The organism is Stutzerimonas chloritidismutans (genome assembly GCF_051486945.1).
GTDB classification, from domain to species: Bacteria; Pseudomonadota; Gammaproteobacteria; order Pseudomonadales; family Pseudomonadaceae; genus Stutzerimonas; species Stutzerimonas chloritidismutans_B.
This window is the reverse complement of the sequence record NZ_JAHVDX010000002.1, coordinates 954340-979598: the sequence shown is the minus strand read 5'-3', so window position 1 is coordinate 979598 and position 25259 is coordinate 954340. Positions and strand designations below refer to the sequence as shown.

General features: G+C 62.0%; 28 protein-coding genes. 22 read left to right on the top strand and 6 right to left on the bottom strand.

Annotated features, from left to right (window positions below):
* Nucleotides 1-26 precede the first annotated feature (26 nt).
* The 4 genes from KXR72_RS11665 (at nt 27) to KXR72_RS11650 (ending at nt 3000) form a co-directional block, all read left to right on the top strand.
* Nucleotides 27-1379 (top strand): cache domain-containing protein, encoded by a 1353-nt coding sequence (locus KXR72_RS11665; RefSeq protein WP_437421266.1) that lies wholly within the window; start codon nt 27-29, stop codon nt 1377-1379.
* A 31-nt stretch (nt 1380-1410) separates the two neighbouring features.
* Nucleotides 1411-2043 carry a response regulator gene (locus tag KXR72_RS11660; protein ID WP_437421265.1) on the top strand — a complete coding sequence of 211 codons (633 nt, stop codon included), beginning with the start codon at nt 1411-1413 and terminating at the stop codon, nt 2041-2043.
* A gap of 66 nt (nt 2044-2109) precedes the next feature.
* Nucleotides 2110-2571 carry a methyltransferase family protein gene (locus KXR72_RS11655; RefSeq protein WP_437421264.1) on the top strand — a complete coding sequence of 154 codons (462 nt, stop codon included), beginning with the start codon at nt 2110-2112 and terminating at the stop codon, nt 2569-2571.
* Nucleotides 2572-2631: 60 nt separating this feature from the next.
* Nucleotides 2632-3000, top strand: coding sequence for a PilZ domain-containing protein (locus tag KXR72_RS11650; RefSeq protein WP_437421263.1), 369 nt, complete (start codon nt 2632-2634; stop codon nt 2998-3000).
* Nucleotides 3001-3002: 2 nt separating this feature from the next.
* On the opposite strand, the gene radA is transcribed toward KXR72_RS11650, so the two are convergent.
* Nucleotides 3003-4364: a DNA repair protein RadA gene (radA, locus tag KXR72_RS11645; protein ID WP_437421341.1), complete on the bottom strand. Its 1362-nt coding sequence runs from the start codon at nt 4362-4364 to the stop codon at nt 3003-3005.
* Nucleotides 4365-4479: 115 nt separating this feature from the next.
* Here radA and KXR72_RS11640 point away from each other — a divergent pair, with 115 nt between their 5' ends.
* Nucleotides 4480-4914, top strand: a complete 435-nt coding sequence (locus KXR72_RS11640; RefSeq protein ID WP_437421262.1) for a CopD family protein — start codon at nt 4480-4482, stop codon at nt 4912-4914.
* 55 nt (nt 4915-4969) lie between these two features.
* Here KXR72_RS11640 and KXR72_RS11635 read toward each other — a convergent pair whose 3' ends face one another.
* Complete coding sequence (locus KXR72_RS11635; protein WP_437421261.1) at nt 4970-5239, bottom strand: YdcH family protein; 270 nt, start codon at nt 5237-5239, stop codon at nt 4970-4972.
* Nucleotides 5240-5499: 260 nt separating this feature from the next.
* Here KXR72_RS11635 and mscL point away from each other — a divergent pair, with 260 nt between their 5' ends.
* Nucleotides 5500-5913 (top strand): large-conductance mechanosensitive channel protein MscL, encoded by a 414-nt coding sequence (mscL, locus tag KXR72_RS11630; protein WP_437421340.1) that lies wholly within the window; start codon nt 5500-5502, stop codon nt 5911-5913.
* A 28-nt stretch (nt 5914-5941) separates the two neighbouring features.
* Here the strand turns inward: mscL and KXR72_RS11625 are convergent, their stop codons facing one another.
* Nucleotides 5942-6973, bottom strand: a complete 1032-nt coding sequence (locus KXR72_RS11625; RefSeq protein WP_437421260.1) for a cytochrome-c peroxidase — start codon at nt 6971-6973, stop codon at nt 5942-5944.
* Nucleotides 6974-7190: 217 nt separating this feature from the next.
* On the opposite strand from KXR72_RS11625, the gene KXR72_RS11620 reads away from it, so the two are divergent.
* The 5 genes from KXR72_RS11620 to KXR72_RS11600 all read left to right on the top strand — a co-directional run bounded on the left by KXR72_RS11620 (nt 7191) and on the right by KXR72_RS11600 (nt 11898).
* Nucleotides 7191-9641, top strand: coding sequence for a Lon protease family protein (locus KXR72_RS11620; protein ID WP_437421259.1), 2451 nt, complete (start codon nt 7191-7193; stop codon nt 9639-9641).
* 176 nt (nt 9642-9817) lie between these two features.
* Nucleotides 9818-10153, top strand: coding sequence for a hypothetical protein (locus tag KXR72_RS11615; protein WP_437421258.1), 336 nt, complete (start codon nt 9818-9820; stop codon nt 10151-10153).
* Nucleotides 10154-10308: 155 nt separating this feature from the next.
* On the top strand, nt 10309-10797 hold the full coding sequence (locus KXR72_RS11610) for a TIGR00645 family protein (protein ID WP_437421257.1): 489 nt from the start codon (nt 10309-10311) through the stop codon (nt 10795-10797).
* Between the two features lie 105 nt (nt 10798-10902).
* Nucleotides 10903-11208: a DUF6482 family protein gene (locus KXR72_RS11605; protein ID WP_437421256.1), complete on the top strand. Its 306-nt coding sequence runs from the start codon at nt 10903-10905 to the stop codon at nt 11206-11208.
* A 72-nt stretch (nt 11209-11280) separates the two neighbouring features.
* Entirely contained in the window at nt 11281-11898 is a 618-nt protein-coding gene (locus KXR72_RS11600; RefSeq protein WP_437421255.1) for an FKBP-type peptidyl-prolyl cis-trans isomerase, read from the top strand.
* A 9-nt stretch (nt 11899-11907) separates the two neighbouring features.
* On the opposite strand, the gene KXR72_RS11595 is transcribed toward KXR72_RS11600, so the two are convergent.
* Together KXR72_RS11595 and KXR72_RS11590 are read right to left on the bottom strand one after the other, a co-directional pair.
* Nucleotides 11908-12135 (bottom strand): PA4570 family protein, encoded by a 228-nt coding sequence (locus KXR72_RS11595; RefSeq protein ID WP_243605827.1) that lies wholly within the window; start codon nt 12133-12135, stop codon nt 11908-11910.
* 108 nt (nt 12136-12243) lie between these two features.
* On the bottom strand, nt 12244-13212 hold the full coding sequence (locus KXR72_RS11590; protein WP_437421254.1) for a polyprenyl synthetase family protein: 969 nt from the start codon (nt 13210-13212) through the stop codon (nt 12244-12246).
* 247 nt (nt 13213-13459) lie between these two features.
* Between KXR72_RS11590 and rplU the strand changes: the two genes are divergently transcribed.
* The 5 genes from rplU to KXR72_RS11565 all read left to right on the top strand — a co-directional run bounded on the left by rplU (nt 13460) and on the right by KXR72_RS11565 (nt 17133).
* Nucleotides 13460-13771, top strand: a complete 312-nt coding sequence (gene rplU, locus KXR72_RS11585; protein WP_243605829.1) for a 50S ribosomal protein L21 — start codon at nt 13460-13462, stop codon at nt 13769-13771.
* Nucleotides 13772-13806: 35 nt separating this feature from the next.
* The gene (gene rpmA / locus KXR72_RS11580) at nt 13807-14064 is read left to right on the top strand and encodes a 50S ribosomal protein L27 (protein ID WP_437421253.1); all 258 of its coding nucleotides are present in this window, start codon (nt 13807-13809) and stop codon (nt 14062-14064) included.
* A 159-nt stretch (nt 14065-14223) separates the two neighbouring features.
* A complete protein-coding gene (gene cgtA / locus KXR72_RS11575) occupies nt 14224-15438 on the top strand; it encodes an Obg family GTPase CgtA (RefSeq protein ID WP_437421252.1) in 1215 nt (404 codons plus the stop codon).
* Nucleotides 15439-15541: 103 nt separating this feature from the next.
* Nucleotides 15542-16660 carry a glutamate 5-kinase gene (gene proB, locus KXR72_RS11570; RefSeq protein WP_437421251.1) on the top strand — a complete coding sequence of 373 codons (1119 nt, stop codon included), beginning with the start codon at nt 15542-15544 and terminating at the stop codon, nt 16658-16660.
* 11 nt (nt 16661-16671) lie between these two features.
* The gene (locus tag KXR72_RS11565; protein ID WP_437421250.1) at nt 16672-17133 is read left to right on the top strand and encodes a CreA family protein; all 462 of its coding nucleotides are present in this window, start codon (nt 16672-16674) and stop codon (nt 17131-17133) included.
* 83 nt (nt 17134-17216) lie between these two features.
* Here the strand turns inward: KXR72_RS11565 and rpsT are convergent, their stop codons facing one another.
* The gene (gene rpsT / locus KXR72_RS11560) at nt 17217-17492 is read right to left on the bottom strand and encodes a 30S ribosomal protein S20 (RefSeq protein WP_217477651.1); all 276 of its coding nucleotides are present in this window, start codon (nt 17490-17492) and stop codon (nt 17217-17219) included.
* A gap of 214 nt (nt 17493-17706) precedes the next feature.
* Here rpsT and murJ point away from each other — a divergent pair, with 214 nt between their 5' ends.
* From murJ to ispH, 6 genes are all read left to right on the top strand, one after another.
* Nucleotides 17707-19254, top strand: a complete 1548-nt coding sequence (gene murJ / locus KXR72_RS11555) for a murein biosynthesis integral membrane protein MurJ (protein ID WP_437421249.1) — start codon at nt 17707-17709, stop codon at nt 19252-19254.
* 84 nt (nt 19255-19338) lie between these two features.
* Nucleotides 19339-20289, top strand: coding sequence for a bifunctional riboflavin kinase/FAD synthetase (gene ribF / locus KXR72_RS11550; RefSeq protein WP_437421248.1), 951 nt, complete (start codon nt 19339-19341; stop codon nt 20287-20289).
* Between the two features lies 1 nt (nt 20290).
* Nucleotides 20291-23122, top strand: a complete 2832-nt coding sequence (gene ileS / locus KXR72_RS11545; RefSeq protein WP_437421247.1) for an isoleucine--tRNA ligase — start codon at nt 20291-20293, stop codon at nt 23120-23122.
* 66 nt (nt 23123-23188) lie between these two features.
* Complete coding sequence (gene lspA / locus KXR72_RS11540) at nt 23189-23692, top strand: signal peptidase II (protein ID WP_437421246.1); 504 nt, start codon at nt 23189-23191, stop codon at nt 23690-23692.
* A complete protein-coding gene (fkpB, locus tag KXR72_RS11535; protein ID WP_437421245.1) occupies nt 23685-24122 on the top strand; it encodes an FKBP-type peptidyl-prolyl cis-trans isomerase in 438 nt (145 codons plus the stop codon). Before lspA ends, fkpB begins: the two co-directional genes overlap by 8 nt.
* A 142-nt stretch (nt 24123-24264) precedes the next feature.
* A complete protein-coding gene (gene ispH, locus KXR72_RS11530; RefSeq protein WP_437421244.1) occupies nt 24265-25209 on the top strand; it encodes a 4-hydroxy-3-methylbut-2-enyl diphosphate reductase in 945 nt (314 codons plus the stop codon).
* Nucleotides 25210-25259 lie beyond the last annotated feature (50 nt).

Here is a 25259-nt window from a genome sequence, read left to right as displayed (position 1 = left end):
CCGAGGCCGGGCCGATGGAGGGCTCGATGCAGCTCAAGCACAAGATCGCCGCGCTCAGCATCCTGCCGCTGCTGTTGGCCGTGGCGGTGGTATGCGCGCTGGTGCTGATCCAGAACCAACGGCTGGGTGAGCAGCAGGCAAAGCTGATCGAGCGCAGCATCCTGGCGAGCAAGCAGGCCGAGCTGAAGAACTACGTCGAGATGGCGCTCAGCACCACTGCGCCGCTTTATGACAGCGGGCGTGACGATGAGGAAACCCGTCAGAAGGTGCTCGCAACCCTAGGGCGCTTCAGCTTCGGCAGTGATGGATATTTCTTCGTCTACGACCGCGACGGGCGCAATCTCATGCATCCGCGCCAGCCTGAATTGGTCGGCAAGCAACTGTGGAATATGACCGACCCCAACGGGCTGCGTGTGATTCAGGCGCTGATGGACAGCGCGCAAAGCGGTCGCGGCTTCCAGCGCTACGCTTGGCAAAAGCCGTCCACGGGGCAGTTCGCTGAAAAGCTGGCCTATGTGGTGATGCTCGACCGTTGGGGCTGGATGCTCGGGACGGGTATCTACCTGGAGGATGTCGACGAGGCGATCCAGCAAGTGCGCGAGGAAGTTGCCGGTGGCATCCATACCACGATGCTGGCCATCGCCGGTGTGGCGCTAGTCGCCGTGCTGCTCGTGTTTGCCAGCGGCCTGACCCTCAATGTGAGCGAGCGGCGCCTGGCCGACCGCAAGCTGCAGTTGCTCACCCAGCGCATCGTCAGCCTGCAGGAAGAAGAGCGGTCGCGGGTCTCGCGTGAGCTGCACGACGGCATCAGCCAGCTGCTGGTATCGATCAAGTTCCAGTTCGAACTGGCCAGCCACGAGCTGTCCAGTGGCAATCCCAAGGCGCAGCAGACGCTCGATCAGGGCACTGAGCGCCTCGCCGGGGCCATCGGTGAGGTGCGACGTATTTCCCATGACCTGCATCCGTCGTTGCTCGATACCCTGGGCTTGCCGGCGGCCATTGGCCAGCTTGTGGCAGAGTTCGAGCAGCGCAGCGGGTTGAAAATGCTATACACCGACGGTTTGGGCGATCAGGCGCCGGACGACGCCGTCGCGGTCGCACTTTTCCGCGTGCTGCAAGAGGCACTGACCAATATTGAGCGTCATGCCCGAGCGCAATCGGTGCATATCAGCCTGGACGGTAATGGCCGCACGGTGCGCTTGCGGGTTGCCGACGATGGCGTGGGCTTCAATCCGCGACGGCTCGATGCGATCAAGGGTGGCGGCATCGGGCTGCGTAACATCCGCGAGCGGGTCGAGCACTTCGGGGGACGCTTCAACCTGGCGTCCGCTCCCGGCGGCACCGAACTGGACGTGACTCTGCCGACGCGCTCGAGCTGACGGCGCACCGCACAACGAGAGGCTTTGCTCCATGCAACGATCCATCAAGGTGGCATTGATCGACGACCACGTCCTGGTGCGCGATGGCATTCGCGCCTTGCTGATGGCCGTGCCCGAGCTCGACGTGGTCGGCGAAGCCGGCAGCGGTGAAGAGGCACTGGCATTGCTCGAGCGGGTCGAGGTCGACGTGGTGCTGATGGATATCGGGCTGAAGGACGTCAATGGCCTCGAACTGACCCAGGCGCTGCGGCAGCGCTTTCCCACGATCCGCGTGCTGATCCTGAGCATGTACGACAACCAGGAGTACGTGAACACCTCGCTGAAGGTGGGCGCCTGCGGCTATGTGCTCAAGGATGCGCCGTCCCGCGAGATCATCGTGGCCATCGAGGCGATTGCCGCTGGCGGCACCTACTATAGCCAAGGCATCGCCGAAAAACTCGCCAGCCGCGGCGCCGAAGAGCGCGAGCTAACGCCTCGCGAGCGCGAGGTGCTGCTCATGCTTGCGCAGGGACATAACAACAAAGCGATGGCCCGTGCGCTGAAGATCAGCGTTCGCACCGTCGAAACGCACCGGCTGAGCATTCGTCGCAAACTCGATATCGACCGCCCGGCCGACCTGATGAAGCACGCCATGGTGCACGGCTGGTTGCCGGGGCAGCATTGAGGCCGCGCCATGGCGTCAATCGCCTCTGCGCGCTATCGACCATCACGACTCTTCCATGGAGATGCCATGTCCGCTCGCAACGCCGGCCTGATTCCGCCGCCACCGCTGGTCTATCTCGCCTTCATCGCTTGCGGCTGGTGGCTTGCCGGCCGGGTGCCGCTCGACCTGCCGCCACACGCTGCGACGGACCTGGGCGGATGGGTGCTGATGCTCGTCGGTGTAGCCCTGATGGGCTGGGCGGCGCTGGCAATGCATCGGCACCGCACAACGATCAATCCGTACGGCACCCCGAAGCGGCTATTGCAAACCGGCCCGTTTCGGTTCTCGCGCAACCCGATCTATCTGGCCGACACGCTGGTCTACTGTGCTGTCGCGTTCTGGTTGGATAGTCTCTGGCCTTGGTTGCTGTTGCCGGCGCTGATTCTGACCATGCAGCGCTCGGTAATTGTGCCGGAGGAGCGCTTGCTCTCGCGGCTGTTCGGCGATGAGTACCGGCGCTACCAGGCGCAGGTGCGCCGTTGGCTCTAGTGCCAATCGGTTCCGCCAAGCGTGGCCTATAGTGTCCTAACCACCCCAGGAGCCTGACCGATGAGCGAACACCCCAGTGACCGTCGACGTTTCCAACGCTTCGCCTTCGACGCGGCTACCGAGCTCGTGCAGGGCGAGCGGCGCTGGACGGTGCAGTTACATGACCTGTCCCTGAAGGGCCTGCTGATCCATCGCCCGGTGGGTTGGGATGCCGACCCCAGCGTGCCATTTCAAGCCCGTATTCGCCTGGCCGACGATGCCGAAGTGCTGATGGAGGTCGAGCTGGCGCATGCCGAAGGCGAGCTGATCGGCCTGGTTTGCCGACATATCGATGTCGATTCGATCAGCCATCTGCGGCGCCTGGTCGAGCTGAACCTGGGCGACGAGGCCCTGCTCGAGCGTGAGCTGGCTGCGCTGAGCGCCGAGTGACGTTATTCGAATAGCGCGTCGAGTGCCTGCTCGAGCCTGGTCACAGCAATGATCTGCAGGCCGGCCGGCGATTCTTTTGGAGCGTTACCCTTGGGCACGATGGCACGCTTGAACCCGTGCTTGGCGGCTTCCTTCAGACGTTCCTGGCCGCTCGGCACCGGGCGAATCTCGCCCGACAGGCCCACCTCGCCGAACACCAACAGGTCGGTGTCCAGCGGCCGGTTGCGCAGGCTGGAAATGACCGCGGCCATCAAGGCCAGGTCCGCTGCTGTCTCCAGCACCTTCACGCCGCCCACCACGTTAATGAACACATCCTGGTCATAGGTTGGGATGCTGCCGTGGCGGTGCAGCACGGCGAGCAGCATGGCAAGGCGGTTTTGGTCCAGGCCCAGAGTGACGCGGCGCGGATTGGCCAGGTGGCTGGTGTCGACCAGCGCCTGCACTTCAACCAACATCGGTCGGGTACCTTCCCAAGTCGCCATTACTACGCTGCCCGGCACTGCCTCCTGCGCGCGGGTGAGGAAGATCGCTGACGGGTTGGTGACTTCTTTCAGTCCCTTGTCAGTCATGCCGAACACGCCGAGTTCGTTGACAGCACCGAAGCGATTCTTGACGGCGCGCAACAGGCGCAGGCGGCCGTCCGACTCACCTTCGAAATAGAGCACCGTGTCGACCATGTGCTCAAGCACGCGTGGGCCGGCCAGTGCGCCTTCCTTGGTCACGTGGCCGACGAGGAAGATCGCCGTGCCGCTCTGCTTGGCGAAACGCACCAGTAGCGCCGCGCTTTCGCGGACCTGGGCGACGCCGCCCGGCGCTGACTGCAGCTGCTCGGTGAAGATGGTCTGGATCGAGTCGATCACCATGACCTTGGGCTTTTCCAGCCGCGCGGTCGCGATGATCGATTCGATACAGGTTTCGGTCATTACCTTGAGCTTGTCTTGGGGGAGGTCGAGCCGCCGCGCACGCATCGCCACCTGCTGTTGCGATTCCTCGCCGGTGACGTACAGCGCCGGGAAGCGCTGAGCTACGGCGCAAAGGGTCTGCAGCAGGATGGTGGACTTACCGATGCCCGGGTCGCCGCCAATCAGCACGACCGAGCCGTCGACCAGGCCGCCGCCGAGCACGCGGTCCAGTTCGCCGGAAGCGGTGGAGAAACGCGGCACTTCCTCGATGCTGACCTCGGCCAGGGTCTTGATGTTGGCCTGGTCACCGGCCCAGCCGGCACGCCCGGAAGGCGGCGGGGCCCCGTCGATGACGGTTTCGACTAGGGTGTTCCAAGCGCCGCAGTCGCCGCATTGGCCAGCCCACTTGGGAAAGGTCGAGCCGCACTCGGTGCAGCCATACATGCGCTTGGCCTTGGCCATGGGGAACTCCGGGTCGCGTAGCGGGAGTCGCATGATAGCGGCTGACTTGATCGCCATCAGCCACAAGCGCGCAGCGAGCCCCCAGACTGTAAACAAATCGAACAGGAGCCAGACCATGCGGTACGTGCTGTTTCTTCATCTTTTTGGGGCCAGCGTCTGGGTTGGCGGCCATTTGATCTTGCTATTCAGCGTCTTGCCGGGCGCGCTGAAGCGACGTGACGTACAGCCTGTCCGCCAGTTTGAACGGCTGTACGAGCGGGTTGGCATTCCTGCCTTGCTGATTCAAGTCGTGTCCGGTTTCTGGCTTGCTGGGCAGTGGCTGCCCCATGGGCAATGGCTCGGCGACTCGCCGGTCGCTCACCTGATACAGGCGAAGCTGGTGCTGTTAGGCGCCACGGTGCTGATGGGCGTGCATGCTCGGGTGGCGCTGATTCCTCGGCTAGATGAGCAGCGTCTGCCTCATCTGGGCGCGCATATCCTGCTGATCACCCTGACCGCTGTAGCATTCGTCTGGGTTGGAGCCGGGTTTAGGTTCGGTGGGCTGTTCTGACGATGTCATTGACAAAAAAGCCCGCTAAAGCGGGCTTTTTCTATAGGCGGGGCTATCAGCCGCAGCAACCGCCGCAGCAGCTGCCACTGGCGCGCTTGAGGTCTTTGGCGATGGCGTCCTTGAGCGTTACGCGCTCGAGCTTCAGCGCCGTCAGCGCATCCTCGTCGAGACGCTCGACGCCGTCCTCGACGCGGCAGATCTGCTTGTCCAGCGCTTCGTATGCTTCGGCTTTGCGAGCAAAGGCCGGGTCTTGCTGGCGGAGCATCTGCAGTTGCTCGCGCTTCTCGGGGAAGTCCTTGATCAGAGGGTGATGTTCGACGTGCATAGACGGCTCCGGAGGTGTGCTTGGGTGCTGTACCTTAGCCGCGCGCATGCGGATTGCTGTTGACGGCGATCAAGCCAGTTGCATCGGGTTTCTCCGCTCGTCTTTCTGTGCGTTTAGCTCAGCCATTGAACCCGACCTATGCTGCTCATTGTCGAAGCGGGACGGTGGTCGCCCGGCACCGCGAAGCGACGGCCGTGTTCGTGGCAGTTCTTTGCGGCCACCTGCGGCCAGGCTTCTCAATAGTTAGAGGAAACACACAGATGGGCATGCTCAGCGAGTTCAAGGCATTTGCGGTCAGGGGCAACGTAATCGACATGGCGGTGGGGATCATCGTCGGTGCGGCATTCACCAAAATCGTTTCGTCGTTCGTCGCCGACGTGGTGACGCCGCCACTTGGCCTGTTGATCGGCGGGGTGGATTTTTCTGACCTGGCGATTGTGCTCAAGCAAGCCGTAGGTGACACACCGGCGGTCACGCTGAGCTATGGGCGATTTATCCAGACGGTGTTCGATTTCACCATCGTCGCCTTCGCCATCTTCCTCGCGGTCAAAGGCATCAATCACCTCAAACGCAAGGAAGCCGAAGCTCCCTCCGCGCCGCCGGCGCCGAGCAAGGAAGAGTTGCTGCTGACGGAAATTCGCGATGCGTTGCGCGAGCAGAACCGCCGCCCCTGACGTTGAGGTTGCCAGGGGCGGTGCGACATCATTCGGGCCGCGGGGTGTCTGCCGAGCTCGGCGGCAGGACGGGGTAAGCGACCTGCGGCTGTTTACCGGTCAGGCTGCGCAAGAATGCTGCGATTGCGCTGGCTTCCTCCGGCTTGAGCGTACGCCCGAGCTGGCTATCTCCCATGATCGCCACGGCCTGCTCTAGCTCCCAGACCTCACCGCTGTGGAAGTAAGGCGGAGTCAGCGCAACGTTACGCAGCGGCGCGGCGCGGAATACGTACTCATCGGTCGCGGTATTGGTTACGGTGAAGCGGCCCTTGTCACCCGACGGCAGAATCTCCGCGCCGGGCTTCTTGATCACGCCGAACGGGAAGTAGCCTTGGCCGCCGACATTCACGCCGCTATGGCAGGCCGAGCAACCGCTGTCCATGAACAGCGCCAGGCCCTCCTTTTGTTTTGCATCGAGCGCCTTGTCGTCACCCTTGAGGTAGCGATCGAAGGGGGAGCCAGGCGTAGTGAGGCTGACTTCGAAGGCTTCCAGGGCATACGCCATGTTGTCGAAGCTGACCGGCTCCTTGTCATGTGGGAAGGCTTTTTTGAACTCATCGGCATATTCCGGAATGCTCTTGAGCGTCGCAACAACGCGCTCGGGCGTGTTGTTCATTTCGACTCCCGCCTGTACGGGGCCCTTGGCTTGGGCCTGTAGGTCCTCTGCGCGGCCATCCCAGAACTGCGCGGCGTTGAACACCGCGTTGAGGACAGTCGGAGAATTGCGGGGGCCTTTTTGCCAGCCATGGCCGATCGAGGTGGTGACGTTGTCGCCGCCGCCCAGGCTGAGGTTATGACAGGTATTGCAGCTGATCACGTGACTGCGTGACAGACGCGGATCGAACCAGAGCTTGTGGCCGAGCCTGGCCTGGTCTTCGCTGACGGCTTGGCCACGTATCTGGGTGACCTCCGCGGGCACGGGTTTGAAGATCGCATTGGCGCGCTCGCGCAGTTCGTTGGCGACAGCTCCATTGGCCATCAGCATCAGTCCGCTAAGCAGAAAGGGAATAGGGCAGCGCATCACGGGATTCCTTTTTCGATGTTGGCTGCTCTAGGAGGCGCCTGGCGGGCGGCTGGAGGGTTGATCTGAATCAAGGTGAGCCAGGCTTGAGCGTGGTCCTGAATGTCGCACCCCTCGCGCCGCGACCCGGCGCGGCCAGCCTTGCAGCCCGGCATGGGCATCGCCAGAATGGCGGCATCATTCGTGGCCGTGCGGCCACCTCCAGCAAGGATTTCCGATGCCCGAAACTGTCGCTCCCGGCCTGCGCCTGGCGCCCGATGCGCTGACCCGTCCCTTCGAACCCAGCCAGTTCAATTTCAAGACCACCGACGAGCTGGAGCCCTTCCTTGGCGTGCTCGGACAGGAGCGCGCCGTCGAGGCGCTTCAGTTCGGTGTAGCCATGCCGCGTCCGGGCTACAACGTCTATGTGATGGGTGAGCCGGGGACCGGCCGCTTTTCCTTCGTGCGCCGGTACCTCAAAGCCGAGGGCAAACGGCTGGATACGCCGTCTGACTGGGTCTATGTCAACAACTTCGACGAGCCACGTGAACCACGGGTCGTGGAACTGCCGAAAGGCGGGGCGGGCGAGTTCATCGCCGACATCGGCCAGTTGATCGACAACCTTATGGCGACCTTCCCTGCGGTGTTCGAGCACCCGAGCTTCCAGCAAAAGAAGAGCGCCATCGACCGTGCCTTCAATCAGCGCTACGACAAAGCGCTCGACGTCATCGAGAAGCTGGCGCTGGAAAAGGAGATTGCCCTCTACCGCGACAGCAGCAATATCGCCTTCACGCCGATGAAGGACGGCAAGTCGATGGACGAGGCTGAGTTCGCTCAGCTGCCGGAAGCCGAGCGCGAACGCTATCACGAGGATATTTCCGCGCTGGAGGTGCAGCTCAACGAGGGGCTCGCCAGCCTGCCGCAGTGGAAGCGTGAATCGAGCAATCAGCTGCGCCAGCTCAACGACGAAACCATCACCCAAGCGCTGCAGCCATTGCTCGCGCCGCTCTCGGAAAAGTACGCCGAGAACGCAGGGATCGAGGCTTACCTGCAGGCTGTGCAGGTCAACTTGCTAAAAACGGTGGTCGAGCAGCTGGTCGACGAGAACCGCCCCGACGCCCAGACCCGCCAGTTGCTCGAAGAGCAATACAGCCCCAGCCTGGTCGTAGGGCACCCGTTCGACGGCGGCGCGCCGGTGGTATTCGAACCGCATCCGACGTATGACAACCTCTTCGGCCGCATCGAATACAGCACGGATCAGGGCGCGCTTTACACCAGCTACCGCCAGCTTCGCCCCGGCGCGCTGCATCGCGCCAACGGCGGCTTTCTGATGCTCGAAGCGGAGAAGATGCTGAGCGAGCCCTTTGTCTGGGAAGCGCTCAAGCGCGCACTGCAATCGCGGCGCCTGAAGATGGAGTCGCCGCTGGCAGAAATGGGCCGCCTGGCGACGGTCACGTTGAACCCCGCAGTGATTCCGCTCAACGTAAAAGTCGTGATTATCGGGTCGCGGCAGCTCTACTACACCCTGCAGGACCTGGATCCGGACTTCCAGGAGATGTTCCGTGTGCTGGTGGATTTCGACGAGGAAATCCCGCTGGCCGAGGACAGCCTCGAGCAATTCGCCCAGTTGATGAAGACGCGGACCTCGGAAGAGGGCATGGCGCCGCTTACCGCCGCTGCGGTGGCACGCCTGGCGACCTACAGCGCGCGGCTGGCCGAGCACCAGGGGCGGCTGTCGGCGCGTATTGGCGACATCTTCCAGCTGGTCAGCGAGGCGGATTTCATCCGCCAACTGGCGAAGGACGAAGTCACCGATGTTGGCCACATCGAGCGTGCGCTCAAGGCCAAAGCCACCCGGACCGGGCGCGTCTCGGCGCGCATCCTGGAGGATATTCTCGCCGGGGTGATTCTCATCGACAGCGAAGGCGCGGCCATCGGTAAGTGCAACGGGCTGACGGTGCTGGAAGTCGGCGATTCGGCGTTCGGCATGCCGGCGCGCATCTCCGCCACCGTTTATCCAGGCGGTTCGGGTATTGTCGACATCGAGCGCGAGGTCAACCTGGGGCAGCCGATCCACTCCAAGGGCGTGATGATCCTGACAGGCTTCCTTGGCAGCCGCTACGCGCAGGAATTCCCGCTGGAAATCTCGGCAAGCATCGCGCTGGAGCAGTCCTACGGTTATGTGGACGGCGACAGTGCATCGCTTGGCGAATGCTGCGCATTGATCTCGGCCATCTCCCGCACACCTCTAAAGCAGTGCTTCGCCATCACCGGCTCGATCAACCAGTTCGGCGAAGTACAGGCCGTCGGTGGGGTGAACGAAAAGATCGAAGGCTTCTTCCGCCTTTGCGAGGCGCGGGGGTTGACCGGCGAGCAGGGTGCGATCATTCCGTTCGCCAACGTCACAACCTTGATGCTCGACGAGCGCGTGCTCGAGGCTGTGCGCCAGCAGCGCTTCCACATCTACGCGGTGCGTCACGTGGACGAGGCCCTGTCGCTGCTGGTCGGCGAACCGGTCGGCGCGGCGGACGAAAACGGCCACTTCCCCAAGGGCAGCGTCAATGCGCGGGTCGTCGAGCGGCTGCGGGATATCGCCGAAATCGAACTCGAGGACGACTCGAGGACCGATGCGGCTTCGCCGGAAGAGGTGCTGGCAACTGCTGCGGCGATTGCGGGTGAGAAAGGCTGAGGAACTCTGCGCTGACGATTATTTGAACGGAACGATACGGCCACCGGCGGGTCTGCACTGGAAGAGAGTTCCCACTCTTTTTCCACATGATTATCCACAGCCTTTGGGGATAAACAGGTTGACCTGCCGCTGCGTTCAAAAGCGACGCGGCGCAACCGAGCGCGAGGACCGCCGTCATGTCACATACACTTTGCCTCAACCGCCAGTGCCTGGGCCTGGTCACCCGAATCGAATGCGTTATTCGTCCGCTTTCCGGAGGCAACGGTTTGTGGACCTTGCTCTGCGCGGCCGGACTGGATGACGGTCAACCTACGGCGATCAAGGCGCAGGGCCCATTCCACGGGCCTCGGGCGGCTGAGTCGGTACTTGAGGCTATCGCCAATAATCTCTATGGGCAGGGCTACAGCCAGTCGGACTCGCCTTCGATCTGGCAGCTGCACATGCAGGCGGAGCTGCGTAAGGTCAACGCCAACCAGGCGCGCTACCTCGGTGGTTGGGAGTCGCGGACCTGAGCCACTTCAAGGCTCGATAGCCAGGGTCGCGCGTGCTGCTTGCACGGCTGCTGGAAATTGTTATCCACACATTTCATCCGCCGCGAGGCGCCTTGAATGGCGCGTTGCGCTGCGTATACTCGCCGGCGAATAACACACTCCCACAGTGAGATCAGATGGAACGTTTCATCGAGAACGGCATGTACGCGGCGCGCTGGTTGCTTGCGCCGATCTACTTTGGTTTGGCGTTCGCGCTGCTGGCGCTCGCCATCAAGTTCTTTCAGGAAATCTTGCACATCCTTCCGTCCATCCTCTCGCTAAGCGAGGGCGATCTGATCCTCAAGTTGCTGTCGCTGATCGACATGGCCCTGGTCGGGGGGCTGCTGGTTATGGTGATGCTGTCCGGCTACGAGAACTTCGTATCGCAGCTGAACGTCGACGAAGGCAAGGAGAAGCTCGACTGGTTGGGCAAGATGGATTCCGGCTCGTTGAAGATGAAGGTTGCCGCGTCGATCGTAGCCATCTCGTCGATCCATTTGCTGCGGATGTTCATGGATGCCCAGCAGCTCGAGAGCGAGCAGCTGATGTGGTACGTGATCATCCACTTGACGTTCGTATTCTCGGCCTTCGCGATGGGTTATCTTGACAAGCTCACCAAACACTAAGCCACGGACGGGGTCTGTGCGCGCCTAGGGCATAAGGCGCCTACGGTTGTAATGCGTTGGGCGTGCGTTGTACAAAAGAAGTCGTCTTGTAAAGGAGGCTTCTCGATGAACCTGCAGGTATTGCTTCAAGAGGCGCAGGCGTCGCGTGTCCAGTCGCTGGATCTGGTTTCGCTGGAGGGCGGGTTCTATCTGCTAAGCGTGCAGGCCCAGGGGCGCTCGCAGGTTTTACGCGACGAGCATGGCGCAGTCATTCATGTGCGGTCGGTCGAGCATGCGCGTGATTTGCTCAGCGAGGTTCCGGTAGTCCCCATGTACCTCGTGCATAGCTCGGCTTATGACGAGATGTGTGGCCTGGCGAGCGGTACGAGAGAGCCGTTGCGGGTAGCGGTCGGCATGCGCTCGGCCTGGTGAGCACCGGCTTCGGCGGTCAGGTCGGCGACGGCTGTGCTAGGCTGTGCGCCCTTTTTCCAGCGGAGCCCAGGCATGACCGATCTCAACTTAAACACCGACGAAACCCGGGTCAGCTATGGCATCGGTCGCCAGCTGGGTGACCAGTTGCGCGACAACCCACCGCCCGGGATTAGCCTGGACGCCGTCATTGCAGGCATCCGCGATGCATTTTCCGGTGCGCAGAGCCGTGTCGATGCCCAAGCCTTGAATGCCAGCTTTGCCGTCATCCGCGAGCGCATGCAGGCTGAGGCGCAGCAGAAAGCCGAGGCGGCGGCGGGTGAGGGCAAAGCTTTCCTGGCCGAAAACGGCAAGCGCGACGGCATCACTACCCTGGCGTCCGGTTTGCAGTACGAAGTGCTGAACGCAGGCGACGGCGCCAAGCCGAGTCTGCAGGACCAGGTTCGCACGCATTACCATGGCACCCTGATCGATGGCACCGTCTTCGACAGTTCCTACCAGCGTGGGCAGCCTGCCGAATTCCCGGTTGGAGGCGTCATTGCAGGCTGGACCGAGGCGCTGCAGTTGATGAGCGTTGGCAGCAAGTGGCGACTCTACGTGCCGAGCGAACTGGCGTATGGCGCGCAGGGCGTTGGCAGCATTCCGCCCCACAGTGTGCTCGTCTTCGATGTCGAACTGCTTGCCGTGCTCTGATACCTCTGCTCAGGGGCGCAACGCCCGGGCATAGGAGAACAGGAACAGGTTGCGCACCTGTTCCTTGAGCACACAGGGTTCGCTGGTGCTCAACTCCTGCAGATCAAGGTCCCCTTGCTCCCTCAATTCTTCGAGCGCGTCACCGTCGAGCGAGACGCATACTGCGCCCGTGTGGCGGTCGAGAATGCGCAGGTAAGGGTGTGGGCGGTCCAGCCAGGCGTCGATCAGATAAGTCATGAGAGCCTCCAATTAATCTCGTTAATGAGAATAATTGTTATTTGCAAACATGCAAGCGTAAAAGAAGGCGCGCCGATCGGTGGGATCGGCGGTGGGCGCTGGGATTTGTCAGTGGGTGCGTGCGACGGCGAAGCGGGTCAGTTCGACTAGAGCGTCACGATAAGGGTTGGCGGGGATCAGCTCGAGGCAGGCAATCGCCCGCTCGGCATAATCGCGAGCCAGGCGCGCGGTATAGTCGAGCGCGCCGCAGCTTTCGACAGCCTTGCGAATGTCTTCGAGATCTTCGATGCCACCCTTCTGAATCGCGCGGCGAACGAGCGCGGCCTGCTCTTCGGTGCCCTCGCGCATCGTGTAGATCAGCGGTAGCGTCGGCTTGCCTTCGGCCAGGTCGTCTCCGACATTCTTGCCGAGCGTCTCGGCGTCGCCCTGGTAGTCAAGCAGGTCGTCGACCAATTGGAAAGCGACACCCAAGTGGTCACCAAAGGTGCGCAGCGCCTCGCACTGTTCGTCACTGGCGCCGGCCAGTGTCGCGGCGCTGTGGGTGGATGCCTCAAACAGCATCGCGGTCTTGCCGCGAATTACCTCCATATATATGGCTTCGGTGGTGCTGGCGTCGCGCACCTTGGAGAGCTGGAGCACTTCGCCTTCGGCGATCACACGCGTCGCTTGGGAAATGATGCGCATCACCGGCATCGAGCCGAGGCTGACCATCATTTCGAACGAGCGGGCATAGAGGAAGTCACCGACCAGCACGCTCGGTGCGTTTCCCCAGAGGGCGTTGGCGGTCGAGCGGCCGCGCCGCATGCCGGACATGTCGACGACGTCGTCATGCAGCAAGGTAGAGGTATGAAGAAATTCGATGATCGCAGCCAGCAGGCGAAGCTGATCGCCCTTCAAGCCAAGCGCATTGCCGCTGAGCAGTACCAGTAGTGGGCGCAGGCGCTTGCCGCCGGCCGAGGTGATATAGTCCCCGATCTTTTCCACCAGCGGCACGCGAGAAGTCAGCTGATTGCGAATGATGCCGTCAACGGCGGCGAAATCATCAGCCACGACTTGGTAAAAGGCCTGGGGTTGCATCGGGGAAGCGTACTCCTCGGAGATTGCGCGGCATGCTATGGGGCGGGTCAGGCACTGTCAAGGCGAGCCCCGGCGGCTCTTGCGTCTCTGCTGGGGCATGCGTACAATCGCGGACCCTGAACTTTCCCCCTGGGCATTTCCCTGCCTTACGCAATTGCAAGGGCGTCCCTTCCGGCCCCGAGCAGCCATGCCAGCCCCTAACTATTTCGCTAAAGCGCTGGGTGAGCAGGATCAACGGAGATACACGATGTACGCAGTTATCGTTACTGGCGGCAAGCAATACAAGGTTGCCGAAGGCGAATACCTCAAGATTGAAAAACTCGAAGTTGCGACTGGCGAAGCTGTCACCTTTGACCGCGTTCTGCTCGTTGGCAACGGCGACGATGTGAAGATCGGCGCTCCGGTGGTCGATGGTGCCAAGGTCACTGCCGAAGTGATCGCTCAAGGTCGTCACGACAAGGTCAGTATCATCAAATTCCGCCGTCGTAAGCACCACATGAAGCGTCAGGGCCACCGTCAGTGGTTCACTGAGGTCAAAATCACTGGTATCCAGGGCTAATCGGGCCTGAATGCCCCAATAGGAGTATTGAACTCATGGCACACAAAAAAGCTGGCGGTTCTACCCGCAACGGTCGCGACTCAGAAGCCAAACGCCTTGGCGTGAAGATGTATGGCGGCCAGGTCATCAAGGCCGGCAACATCATCGTGCGTCAGCGCGGCACCCAGTTCCATGCCGGCTACGGCGTAGGTATGGGCAAGGATCACACCCTGTTCGCGAAAGTGGAAGGCGTGGTCAAGTTTGAAGTGAAGGGCGAGTTCGGCCGTCGCTACGTGAGCGTTGTCGCGGCCTAATCGCGACCTCGCTGGAAAAGCCCTGTCATGCGACGGGGCTTTTTTGTTTCTGTATCCTCCATAGGGCTCTTGCGCAAAGCTGCTGCGCCCCGGCTCCGCTGGGTTTCGCAAGACCCTTATTTCTGTTTCTAACCCGTCGTCGCGGCGGGAGGCGTTCCCATGAAATTCGTCGATGAAGTATCGATTTTTGTAAAAGCCGGCGACGGCGGTAACGGCATGATGAGCTTTCGACGCGAGAAGTTCATCGAAAAAGGCGGTCCCAATGGTGGTGACGGTGGAGATGGCGGCTCGGTATTTCTCGAGGCCGACGAAAATCTCAATACGCTGGTCGACTACCGCTATACGCGCAGGTTCAATGCCCCCAATGGCCAGAAGGGCGGCAGCACTGAGTGCACGGGCGCGAAAGGCGATGACCTGATCCTGCCGGTCCCGGTCGGCACGACGGTCATTGATGCGGCGACCCAGGACGTCATTGGTGACCTCACGCAGCCGGGGCAGCGCCTGTTGGTCGCGCAGGGTGGCTGGCACGGGTTGGGCAATACTCGCTTTAAATCCAGTACTAACCGTGCGCCGCGTCAGACCACCCCGGGTAAACCCGGCGAGGCGCGTGACCTCAAGCTTGAGCTCAAGGTGCTGGCTGACGTGGGCTTGCTGGGGCTGCCCAATGCCGGCAAGAGTACGTTCATCCGTTCGGTGTCGGCGGCCAAGCCAAAGGTGGCCGATTACCCCTTCACTACCCTGGTTCCTAATCTCGGCGTCGTCAGTGTCGGTCGTTACAAAAGCTTTGTGATCGCCGACATCCCAGGTTTGATCGAGGGTGCATCGGAAGGTGCAGGTCTGGGGATCCGCTTTCTCAAACACCTGGCGCGCACCCGTCTGTTGTTGCACCTGGTCGACATGGCGCCCCTGGACAACAGCGATCCGGCCGAGGCGGCTGAGATCATCCTCAACGAGCTGGAAAAGTTCAGCCCGGCCCTGGCGCAGCGCGACCGTTGGCTGGTTTTGAACAAGGCTGACCAGCTGCTCGAAGAAGAGCGTGAGGCGCGTGTGCGTGCGGTTGTCGAGCGCCTGGAGTGGACTGGCCCCGTGTTCGTGATCTCTGCGCTGGAGCGCGAGGGTACCGAGGCGCTTGCCCAGGCGATCATGCGCTACTTGGATGAGCGTACGGTGCGTATCGCTGAGGAGCCCTCATTTGCGGAGGCGCTCGCTGAGCTCGATCAGCAGATCGAAGACGAGGCGCGGGCGCGTCTTCAGGAGCTGGATGATCAGCGAGCGCTGCGTCGTGCGGGCGTGAAGTCGTCAGACACCGAGGATGACGATTTCGATGATGACGACGATGACGAAGGCGGCGCTGAGATTTTCTACGTTCGCTGATGATGCCCGCAGGGGTTGTTGATGTCCGAGCGAGTGGTTGGTGGGCGGGACGCGTGAGCTCACCGATGTGGTTTGGCCTGTTACGGAATTGAAGGCGGGATCGATGCGGGACAAGGTGAGCGGCGCGCGGCGCTGGGTAGTGAAGATCGGGAGCGCATTGTTGACGGCCGATGGTCGGGGGCTGGACCAGGACGCGATGGCGGTCTGGGTCGATCAGATGGTGGCCTTGCGCGATGCCGGCATCGAATTGGTGCTGGTTTCGTCCGGCGCTGTTGCTGCTGGCATGAGTCGGCTCGGCTGGGCTGCCCGGCCCAAGGCGGTGCACGAGCTGCAGGCGGCCGCTGCGGTCGGGCAGATGGGGTTGATCAGGGCCTGGGAGAGCAGCTTTGCGCGCTGCGGCCAGCAGACGGCCCAGGTGCTGGTTACCCATGACGACCTGTCTGACCGTAAGCGCTATCTCAATGCCCGTAGCACGCTGCGCACGTTGATCGATTTGCAGGTGGTTCCGGTGATCAACGAAAACGATACCGTGGTCACCGACGAAATCCGTTTCGGCGACAACGATACCCTCGCTGCGCTCGTGGCGAATCTCGTCGAGGCGGACCTATTGGTCATCCTCACCGACCGCGACGGTATGTTCGATGCCGATCCACGCAACAACCCCGACGCTAATCTCATAAGCGAGGCGCGCGCCGACGATCCGACCCTCGATGCCGTTGCCGGTGGCACGGGAGGAGCGCTTGGCCGTGGTGGCATGCAGACCAAGCTGCGTGCGGCCCGTCTGGCGGCGCGCTCCGGGGCTTATACAGTGATTGTGGGTGGCCGCATCGAGCAAGTATTGGCTCGTCTACAGGCGGGTGAAAGACTGGGGACGCTGCTGGCGCCTGAGTGCACCCGGCATGCCGCACGCAAGCAGTGGCTGGCGGGTCATCTGCAGACACGCGGCACCGTCACGCTGGATGAGGGGGCGGTGCACGCTTTACGCCAAGGCAATCGCAGCCTGCTGCCTGTAGGCGTCAAGGCGGTGCAGGGCGGTTTCAGGCGCGGCGAGATGGTGGTCTGCGTTGGCCCGGATGGTCGAGAGGTTGCCCGTGGCTTGGTCAACTACAGTGTGGCTGAGACGCAGCGGATCCTGGGGCGGCCGTCCGACGAAATCGAGAAGTTGCTTGGCTACGTCGACGAGCCTGAGCTGATCCATCGCGACAACATGATCCTGGTTTGAGGAGTTTGTCTATGCGCTTGGCGGGAACCCTGATGCTCCTTGCGGCGTGGCCATTGATTGGCATGGCACGTGAAGTCGGAGAGGTCGATACGGCGTTCAAGTGGGTAGGGCCGAACCACAAGATCGTCGTGGAGGCGTTCGATGATCCCAAAGTCGAGGGTGTTACCTGCTACCTGTCTCGTGCCAAGACAGGTGGGATCAAGGGTGGGCTTGGGTTGGCGGAAGATCGTGCCGAGGCGTCGATTGCCTGTCGGCAGGTTGGGCCGATACGCATGAGCGATACGCTAGAAGAGGGCGAGGTAGTCTTCAAGGAACGGACGTCGCTGGTGTTCAAGACAATGCAAGTGGTGCGTTTCTTCGACGAGCCGCGGAATACGCTGGTTTATCTTGTCTACAGTGATCGCGTTATCGAAGGCAGTCCGCAAAACGCGGTCACGGCGATTCCAATACTGCCTTGGGGTTCTGTTCGCTAGTTGACGGTGTTGTGGTTGCCAAGCCCTGGGATTCAGGCACAAAAAAACCGGCGCTAGGCCGGTTTTTTTCAAGAACGAACAGCTTAGGCAGCAGCGGCGCCGAGAGCCTTGATGTGGCCGTTCAGGCGGCTCTTGTGACGAGCGGCCTTGTTCTTGTGGATGATGCCTTTGTCGGCCATGCGGTCGATCACGGGCACGGCTGCGGTGTAAGCAGTACGAGCTTTTTCCAGATCTTTAGCATCGATGGCCTTGACTACATTTTTGATGTAGGTACGAACCATGGAGCGCAAGCTGGCGTTGTGGCTGCGACGCTTCTCAGCCTGAATTGCGCGTTTTTTGGCGGAAGGGCTGTTGGCCACCGTCGAACTCCTCGAAAACGTGGGATACAAAGCAAATAAGGCCGCGAATCATGCCGATGCGGCCGGGGGTTGTCAAGTGCGTTGAGGCTGTGATGAGCACTGGCCGGACAGGAGGCCTGTCGCTAAACTCGCCGCCTTTTCGTCTGTCGTATTTGCCCGTCGATCCGGTGGCGCAGGCCTGGCCGGACCTCTGCATCCCCATCTAGGAACCTACATGTCCGAGACATCCGGAAAAGGCGGATTGCTGCGCTCGAGCGCGGTAGTCAGCGTGATGACACTGCTGTCGCGCGTGCTGGGCATGGTACGCGACATGGTGGTGGCGAGCTACTTTGGCTCCGGCGCGTCTGCCGACGCCTTTTTCATCGCCTTCAAGATTCCAAATTTCCTGCGTCGGCTGTTCGCTGAAGGTGCCTTTGCCCAGGCATTCGTCCCGGTGCTGTCGGAATACCGCACCCAGCGCACCCTGGCCGAGGTGAAGCTGCTGGTGGATCGGACGGCTGGCATGCTTGGGCTGATCCTGACCGGCATCACGGCGATCGGAGTATTGGCGTCGCCCTATGTCGTGATGCTCTTTGCGCCCGGTTTTCATGACGAGCCAGCGAAAATGGCGCTCGCCGGCGACTTGCTGCGTATTACCTTCCCTTACCTGCTGCTGATCTCGCTGACAGCCTTCACCTCGGGTGTTCTCAACAGCTACGGGCGCTTTGCCGTACCGGGCTTCACGCCGGTCCTGCTGAACGTTTGCATGATCACGTCTGCGATCTTCCTGACACCTTATTTCGACGAACCGATCAAGGCGCTCGCCTGGGGCGTATTCATTGCTGGGTTCGCGCAGCTGGGCTTCCAGTTGCCCTACGTGGCGAAGCTCGGGCTGTTGCCGCGGCCGCGCCTGCGCATCGGGGACGAAGGCGTACGGCGCATCATGCTGCTGATGGTGCCGGCGTTGTTTGGCGTATCGGTCAGTCAGATCAACCTCCTGCTCGACACGGTTCTGGCGTCTTTCCTGCAAACCGGCAGCGTGTCTTGGCTCTATTACGCTGATCGCCTGTCGGAGCTGCCGCTGGGTGCCTTCGGCATCGCCATTGGTACCGTCATTCTGCCGAGCCTGTCGCGGCAGCATGCCGGAGCGGACCCGAAGGCCTTTTCCGATACGCTCAACTGGGCGCTGCGCATGGTCCTGCTGGTCGGCGTGCCGGCGGCGCTTGCGCTCGGCATTCTTGCCGAGCCGCTGATAGCCAGCCTGTTTTTCTACGGCGCCATGACCGAAGAGGCCGTGCTGCAGTCGGCCCGTGCGCTGGAGGCATATTCCCTAGGGGTCCTGGCATTCATGTTGATCAAGGTGCTTGCGCCGGGATTCTTTGCCCGCCAGGACATGAAGACGCCCGTGCGCGTGGCGGTGACCTGCATGATCGCCAACATGGTGATGAACCTGATCCTGATCTGGCCGCTCCAGCACGTTGGCCTGGCGCTGGCCACTTCGTTGTCTTCGATGCTCAATGCGGTCCTGCTGTTCTGGGGGCTGTACCGGATCGGCGTGTTCCGCCTCGCGCCGGGCTGGGGGCTCTTCCTGCTGCGGCTGTGCGGTGGTTGCGCTGCCATGGTCGCCGCGGTCTGGTGGCTGAACGTGCCAACAGCCGACTGGTTCGCTTGGGGTTGGCAGCAGCGCGCCTTGCAGCTGGGCATTCTTGTCGTGGCCGGCATCGTGGCCTTTGTCGCAGGCTTGGTGGTCTTGGGGCTGCGACCCAGGCATCTGCGGCATTGACGAGCCCGTACCGGGCAGCGCAAACCTGTCCGGCATCCGCTGCTCATGCGTATAATCGGCGCCTTTCCAAGCAAGAAGTGCGGTATGCAGCTGGTTCGAGGTCTTCACAACCTGCGGCCCCGGCATCGGGGCTGCGTCGCCACTATCGGCAATTTCGACGGGGTTCACAGAGGGCACCAGGCGATCCTGGCGCGCCTGCGTGAGCGTGCGGCCGAGTTGGGGTTGCCGAGCTGCGTGGTGATCTTCGAGCCACAGCCGCGTGAATTTTTCGCTCCGCACAGCGCGCCGGCCAGGCTGACGCGGCTGCGCGAAAAGCTCCGCTTGCTGGACGAGCAAGGCGTCGACCTGGTGCTCTGCCTGGCCTTCAATCGTCGTCTGCGTGAGCTGAGCGCAGCCGAGTTCGTTCATGCCACGCTGGTCGAGGGGTTGGGCGTCAAGCATCTGGAAGTGGGCGATGATTTTCGCTTCGGTTGCGATCGAGCGGGGGATTTCAACTTCCTGACGCAAGCTGGGGCGCTCGAAGGCTTTAGCGTTGAAGCGGCGCGCACCATCGAGGTGGCAGGCGAGCGGGTCAGCAGTACACGTATTCGCCAAGTGTTGGCCGCGGGTGAGCTGGCATTGGCGGAAAAGCTGCTCGGGCGCCCCTTCAGCATCACCGGGCGTGTCATGCACGGCCAGGCCCTGGGCCGCACGCTGGGTGCACCAACCGCGAACATCCAGCTCAAGCGCAAGAGCACACCGCTGAGTGGTGTGTTCATGGTCAGCACCGAAGTCGATGGCGGGCTCCAGCCTGCCGTGGCCAACATCGGGCTGCGGCCCTCCGTCGACAGCGATGGTAACCCTCATCTCGAGGTGCACTTGCTGGACTATCAGGGCGACCTTTACGGTCGCCTGCTGCGTGTGACCTTTCACCGCAAGCTGCGTGACGAGCAGCGCTTCGCCTCCCTCGAGGCTCTCAGGACGGCAATCGAAGCCGACATCGCCGCGGCTCGCGACTACTGGCGGGCTTCACTCTCTACCACGAGTCAGGACTGAAATGACCGATTACAAAGCGACCCTCAATCTGCCGTCGACGGCATTCCCGATGAAGGCCGGTCTGCCCCAGCGCGAGCCGGAGATCCTGCAGCGCTGGAGCAGCATCGACCTCTACGGGAAGCTGCGCCAGATTGGCGAGGGTCGTCCGAAGTTCGTCCTGCACGACGGCCCGCCCTACGCGAACGGCAGCATTCACATTGGGCACGCGGTCAATAAGGTGATCAAGGACATCATCGTTCGTTCCAAGACACTGGCCGGCTTCGACGCGCCGTACGTGCCAGGCTGGGATTGCCACGGCCTGCCGATCGAGCACAAGGTCGAGATCACCTACGGCAAGAACCAGCCTGCGGACCTGACCCGCGAACGCTGCCGCACCTATGCTGCCGAACAGATCGAAGGGCAGAAGGCTGACTTCATCCGGCTCGGCGTGCTGGGAGAATGGGACAACCCCTACCGCACCATGGACTTCGTCAACGAGGCCGGGGAGATCCGTGCACTGGCGAAAATGGTCGAGGGCGGTTTTGTCTTCAAGGGCTTGAAGCCCGTCAACTTCTGTTTCGACTGTGGCTCCGCGCTGGCTGAGGCAGAGGTCGAGTACCAGGACAAGAAATCCGATGCCATCGACGTCGCCTTCGAGGTTGAGGACGCCGACAAACTGGCCGCCGCCTTCGGGCTCTCTAACCTGCCGAAGTCGGCCAGCATCGTTATCTGGACTACCACCCCTTGGACGATCCCGGCCAACCAGGCGCTCAACGTCCATCCTGAGTTCATCTATGCGCTGGTCGACGTCGGCGACCGTTTGCTGGTGCTGGCCGAGGAGCTGGTCGAGTCGTGCCTCTCGCGCTATGGCCTGCAGGGCGAAATCATCGCCCGTTGCGAAGGGCAGGTACTTGAACTGATCCGCTTCCGCCATCCCTTCTACGAGCGTTTCGCGCCGGTCTACCTGGCCGAATACGTGGAAACCGGGGCGGGCACCGGCATCGTCCACTCCGCGCCGGCCTACGGTGAGGACGACTTCCGTTCCTGCAAGCAGTACGGCATGGAGAACGACGACATCCTCGGCCCTGTGCAGAGCAACGGCGTGTACGTACCGGACCTGCCATTTTTTGGCGGCCAGTTCATCTGGAAGGCCAACCCGAACATCGTCGCCAAGCTGGACGAAGTCGGCGCGCTGCTCAAGCACGAAAGCATCCAGCACAGCTACATGCATTGCTGGCGGCACAAGACGCCGCTGATCTATCGCGCCACCGCCCAGTGGTTCGTCGGTATGGACAAGGTCGCCCACGACGGCAGCTCGCTGCGTCGCCGCGCGCTGGACGCGATCGAACAGACCGACTTCGTCCCCGCCTGGGGCCAGGCGCGCCTGCACGGCATGATCGCCGGGCGCCCGGATTGGTGCATCTCGCGCCAGCGCACTTGGGGTGTGCCGATCCCGTTCTTCCTGCACAAGGAAAGCGGCGAGCTGCATCCCCGTACTGTCGAGCTGATGGAGCACGTTGCCCAACGTGTCGAACAGGGCGGTATCGAGGCTTGGTCAAGGCTGGAGCCGGCCGAGTTGCTGGGTGACGAGGCGGCGCAGTACGAGAAGATCAGCGATACGCTGGACGTCTGGTTCGACTCCGGCACCACCCACTGGCACGTGATGCGCGGCTCGCATCCGATGGGCCACGACAGCGGCCCACGTGCGGACCTTTATCTGGAAGGTTCCGACCAGCATCGCGGCTGGTTCCATTCGTCTCTGCTCACCGGCTCGGCGATCGATGGCCACGCGCCCTACAAGGGGCTACTGACGCACGGCTTCGTGGTCGACGAGAACGGACGCAAGATGTCTAAGTCGCTGGGCAACGTCGTGGCGCCGCAGGAAGTCACCGACAGTCTGGGTGCGGACATCCTTCGCCTCTGGGTGGCCTCGACCGACTACTCCGGCGAGATGGCGGTCTCCAAAGTCATCCTGCAGCGCAGCGCGGATTCCTATCGCCGCATCCGTAACACCGCGCGTTTCCTTCTCTCGAACCTTGACGGCTTCGATCCGGCGCAGCACCTGGTGCCCGCCGATCAGCTGATCGCTTTGGATCGTTGGGCCATCGACCGCGCTCTGCTGTTGCAGCGCGAGATCGAAGAAGCCTACTCGACTTACAAGTTCTGGAACGTCTATCAGAAGGTGCACAATTTCTGCGTTCAAGAGCTGGGTGGCTTCTACCTCGACATCATCAAGGATCGTCAGTACACCACCGGCACCGACAGCCTGCCTCGCCGATCCTGCCAGACCGCCCTGTACCACATCGCCGAAGCGCTGGTGCGCTGGATCGCGCCGATCCTGGCCTTCACCGCCGACGAAATCTGGCAGTACCTGCCGGGCGAGCACAACGAATCGGTGATGCTCAATACGTGGTACGACGGCCTCGTCGAACTGCCGACGGGCGCCGAGCTGGATCGGGCGTTCTGGGATCAGGTCATGGCCGTCAAGGCGGCCGTGAACAAGGAGCTAGAAACGCAGCGTGCCGCCAAGACGATCGGTGGCAACTTGCAGGCTGAAGTGGTGCTCTACGCCGACGACGCGCTTGCCGCGACCTTAGCGAAGCTGGGCGGCGAGCTGCGCTTCGTTCTGATCACCTCAGGGGTGCGTGTCGCTCCGCTGGCTGAAGCGCCGGCCGCGGCGGTCGTCAGCGAACTGGCTGGCCTCAAGTTGGAAGTCGTGAAGACCGCCGATCCCAAGTGCGGCCGGTGCTGGCATCACTTGCCTGACGTTGGCTCCAACGCGGCGCACCCGGAAATCTGCGGGCGCTGCGTGGAAAACATCGAAGGCGAGGGCGAGGTTCGTCACTATGCGTGACGGCATGATTGGCAGGGGTGCCCTGGTGCCCCGTGGGACGCATGCAATGACCGCGTGGTTTCAATCATGACTGCGCGTTTCGGCAAGCTTGCCTGGCTGTGGCTCAGCGTGCTGGTCATCGCGCTGGACCAGGCAACGAAGCATTATTTCGAGGCCCGGTTCGAGCTTTACCAGACGCTGGATGTCATCCCCGGCTATTTCGCCTGGACGCTGGCCTATAACACGGGCGCGGCGTTCAGCTTTCTGGCTGATCATTCGGGCTGGCAGCGCTGGCTGTTCGCGCTGATCGCTATCGGCGTCAGTGTCGTGCTGGTGGTCTGGATGAAGCGCCTCAAGCCTTCCGAGACCTGGCTGGCAGTGGCTCTGGCGCTGGTCCTCGGTGGTGCACTGGGCAACCTCTATGACCGCATGGTGCTTGGCCATGTCGTCGATTTCATCCTGGTTCACTGGCAGTACCGCTGGCGTTTTCCGGCGTTCAATGTCGCCGACAGCGCGATTACGGTCGGCGCCGTGATGCTGGCCCTGGACCTGTTCCGTAGCAGTAATACGAGAGAAACGGCAAATGAGTGAGCAGCGCATTGGGCCGGAGACGCAAGTGACATTGCATTTCGCCCTCGGTATCGAGAACGGCGAGCAGGTCGACAGCACCTTCGACAAGCAACCGGCCACCTTCAAGATCGGCGACGGCAGCCTGCTGCCGGGCTTCGAACAGCAGCTCTACGGCCTCAAGGCCGGAGACCGTCGTACCTTCCAGATCGCTCCGGAGCAGGGTTTCGGCCAGCATAACGAGCAGAACGTACAGGTGATGCCGCGGGCCCAGTTCGAGGGCATGGAGCTGTCGGAAGGCCTCTTGGTGATCTTCAACGATGCCGCTAAAACCGAGCTGCCCGGAGTCGTCAAGCGCTTCGATGAACGCCAGGTGACGGTAGATTTCAACCATCCGCTGGCAGGCAAGGCATTGACGTTCGAAGTGGAGATTTTCGAGGTCAAGCCGGTCTGAGCAGTCAGCTTATCCCTGACGAGGCGTTACAAGCGCTAGGGATAGGGGATCCTGGCTGGCAATTCATGCCGTAGCATTTCAGGTCACTGCTGGAACAGTCGGTACACTCACAACTTACCCGCTCTGAGCGTCGAGAATTCATATGCAGATCAAACTCGCCAATCCGCGCGGCTTCTGTGCCGGCGTCGACCGCGCCATCGAAATCGTCAACCGTGCGTTGGAAGTCTTCGGCCCGCCGATCTACGTTCGCCATGAAGTGGTGCACAACAAGTTCGTGGTTGAAGATCTGCGCGAGCGAGGGGCGATATTCGTCGACGAGCTGGACCAGGTGCCGGACGGTTTCATCGTCATTTTCAGTGCTCATGGTGTGTCTCAGGCCGTGCGCATGGAGGCTGAAGGGCGCGGGCTGAAGGTGTTCGACGCAACCTGCCCGCTGGTGACGAAGGTGCACCTCGAGGTGACCAAATACAGCCGCGAGGGCCGCGAATGTATCCTCATCGGTCATGCCGGGCATCCGGAGGTCGAGGGCACCATGGGGCAGTATGACACCGCAAACGGCGGCTCGATCTATCTTGTCGAGGACGAGGAGGACGTGGCCCGGCTACAGGTCCGCAATCCCGACGCCCTTGCCTTCGTCACCCAAACGACGCTCTCAATGGACGACACCAGCCGAGTCATCGACGCCCTCCGTGCGCGCTTTCCAAGCATCGGCGGTCCGCGAAAAGACGATATTTGCTACGCCACCCAAAATCGCCAGGACGCCGTCAAGCAGCTGGCTGCCGAGTGCGATGTAGTGTTGGTGGTCGGCAGCCCGAACAGTTCCAATTCCAACCGCCTACGCGAGCTGGCCGAACGCATGGACACGCCGGCTTACCTGATCGATGGCGCACAGGATCTCAAGCAGGAATGGTTCGGCGCGAGCACTCGTGTCGGCATCACCGCCGGCGCCTCGGCACCCGAGGTGCTGGTGCGAGGCGTGATCGACCAGCTCCGTGAGTGGGGCGCCACCGGAACCAATGAGCTGGATGGCCGGCCGGAGAACGTGACGTTCTCCATGCCGAAGGAGTTGCGGTTGAAGGCGGTTTGAACGTATCTGAAAGCAAGAAGCCCGGCATCTCGCCGGGCTTCTTGCTTTCA

Coding starts and splice junctions, on each gene's coding strand:
- KXR72_RS11665 (WP_437421266.1), top strand. CDS start 27: ATGCAGCTCAAGCACAAGATCGCCGCGCTCAGCATCCTGCCGCTGCTG.
- KXR72_RS11660 (WP_437421265.1), top strand. CDS start 1,411: ATGCAACGATCCATCAAGGTGGCATTGATCGACGACCACGTCCTGGTG.
- KXR72_RS11655 (WP_437421264.1), top strand. CDS start 2,110: ATGTCCGCTCGCAACGCCGGCCTGATTCCGCCGCCACCGCTGGTCTAT.
- KXR72_RS11650 (WP_437421263.1), top strand. CDS start 2,632: ATGAGCGAACACCCCAGTGACCGTCGACGTTTCCAACGCTTCGCCTTC.
- radA (WP_437421341.1), bottom strand. CDS start 4,364: ATGGCCAAGGCCAAGCGCATGTATGGCTGCACCGAGTGCGGCTCGACC.
- KXR72_RS11640 (WP_437421262.1), top strand. CDS start 4,480: ATGCGGTACGTGCTGTTTCTTCATCTTTTTGGGGCCAGCGTCTGGGTT.
- KXR72_RS11635 (WP_437421261.1), bottom strand. CDS start 5,239: ATGCACGTCGAACATCACCCTCTGATCAAGGACTTCCCCGAGAAGCGC.
- mscL (WP_437421340.1), top strand. CDS start 5,500: ATGGGCATGCTCAGCGAGTTCAAGGCATTTGCGGTCAGGGGCAACGTA.
- KXR72_RS11625 (WP_437421260.1), bottom strand. CDS start 6,973: ATGCGCTGCCCTATTCCCTTTCTGCTTAGCGGACTGATGCTGATGGCC.
- KXR72_RS11620 (WP_437421259.1), top strand. CDS start 7,191: ATGCCCGAAACTGTCGCTCCCGGCCTGCGCCTGGCGCCCGATGCGCTG.
- KXR72_RS11615 (WP_437421258.1), top strand. CDS start 9,818: ATGTCACATACACTTTGCCTCAACCGCCAGTGCCTGGGCCTGGTCACC.
- KXR72_RS11610 (WP_437421257.1), top strand. CDS start 10,309: ATGGAACGTTTCATCGAGAACGGCATGTACGCGGCGCGCTGGTTGCTT.
- KXR72_RS11605 (WP_437421256.1), top strand. CDS start 10,903: ATGAACCTGCAGGTATTGCTTCAAGAGGCGCAGGCGTCGCGTGTCCAG.
- KXR72_RS11600 (WP_437421255.1), top strand. CDS start 11,281: ATGACCGATCTCAACTTAAACACCGACGAAACCCGGGTCAGCTATGGC.
- KXR72_RS11595 (WP_243605827.1), bottom strand. CDS start 12,135: ATGACTTATCTGATCGACGCCTGGCTGGACCGCCCACACCCTTACCTG.
- KXR72_RS11590 (WP_437421254.1), bottom strand. CDS start 13,212: ATGCAACCCCAGGCCTTTTACCAAGTCGTGGCTGATGATTTCGCCGCC.
- rplU (WP_243605829.1), top strand. CDS start 13,460: ATGTACGCAGTTATCGTTACTGGCGGCAAGCAATACAAGGTTGCCGAA.
- rpmA (WP_437421253.1), top strand. CDS start 13,807: ATGGCACACAAAAAAGCTGGCGGTTCTACCCGCAACGGTCGCGACTCA.
- cgtA (WP_437421252.1), top strand. CDS start 14,224: ATGAAATTCGTCGATGAAGTATCGATTTTTGTAAAAGCCGGCGACGGC.
- proB (WP_437421251.1), top strand. CDS start 15,542: ATGCGGGACAAGGTGAGCGGCGCGCGGCGCTGGGTAGTGAAGATCGGG.
- KXR72_RS11565 (WP_437421250.1), top strand. CDS start 16,672: ATGCGCTTGGCGGGAACCCTGATGCTCCTTGCGGCGTGGCCATTGATT.
- murJ (WP_437421249.1), top strand. CDS start 17,707: ATGTCCGAGACATCCGGAAAAGGCGGATTGCTGCGCTCGAGCGCGGTA.
- ribF (WP_437421248.1), top strand. CDS start 19,339: ATGCAGCTGGTTCGAGGTCTTCACAACCTGCGGCCCCGGCATCGGGGC.
- ileS (WP_437421247.1), top strand. CDS start 20,291: ATGACCGATTACAAAGCGACCCTCAATCTGCCGTCGACGGCATTCCCG.
- lspA (WP_437421246.1), top strand. CDS start 23,189: ATGACTGCGCGTTTCGGCAAGCTTGCCTGGCTGTGGCTCAGCGTGCTG.
- fkpB (WP_437421245.1), top strand. CDS start 23,685: ATGAGTGAGCAGCGCATTGGGCCGGAGACGCAAGTGACATTGCATTTC.
- ispH (WP_437421244.1), top strand. CDS start 24,265: ATGCAGATCAAACTCGCCAATCCGCGCGGCTTCTGTGCCGGCGTCGAC.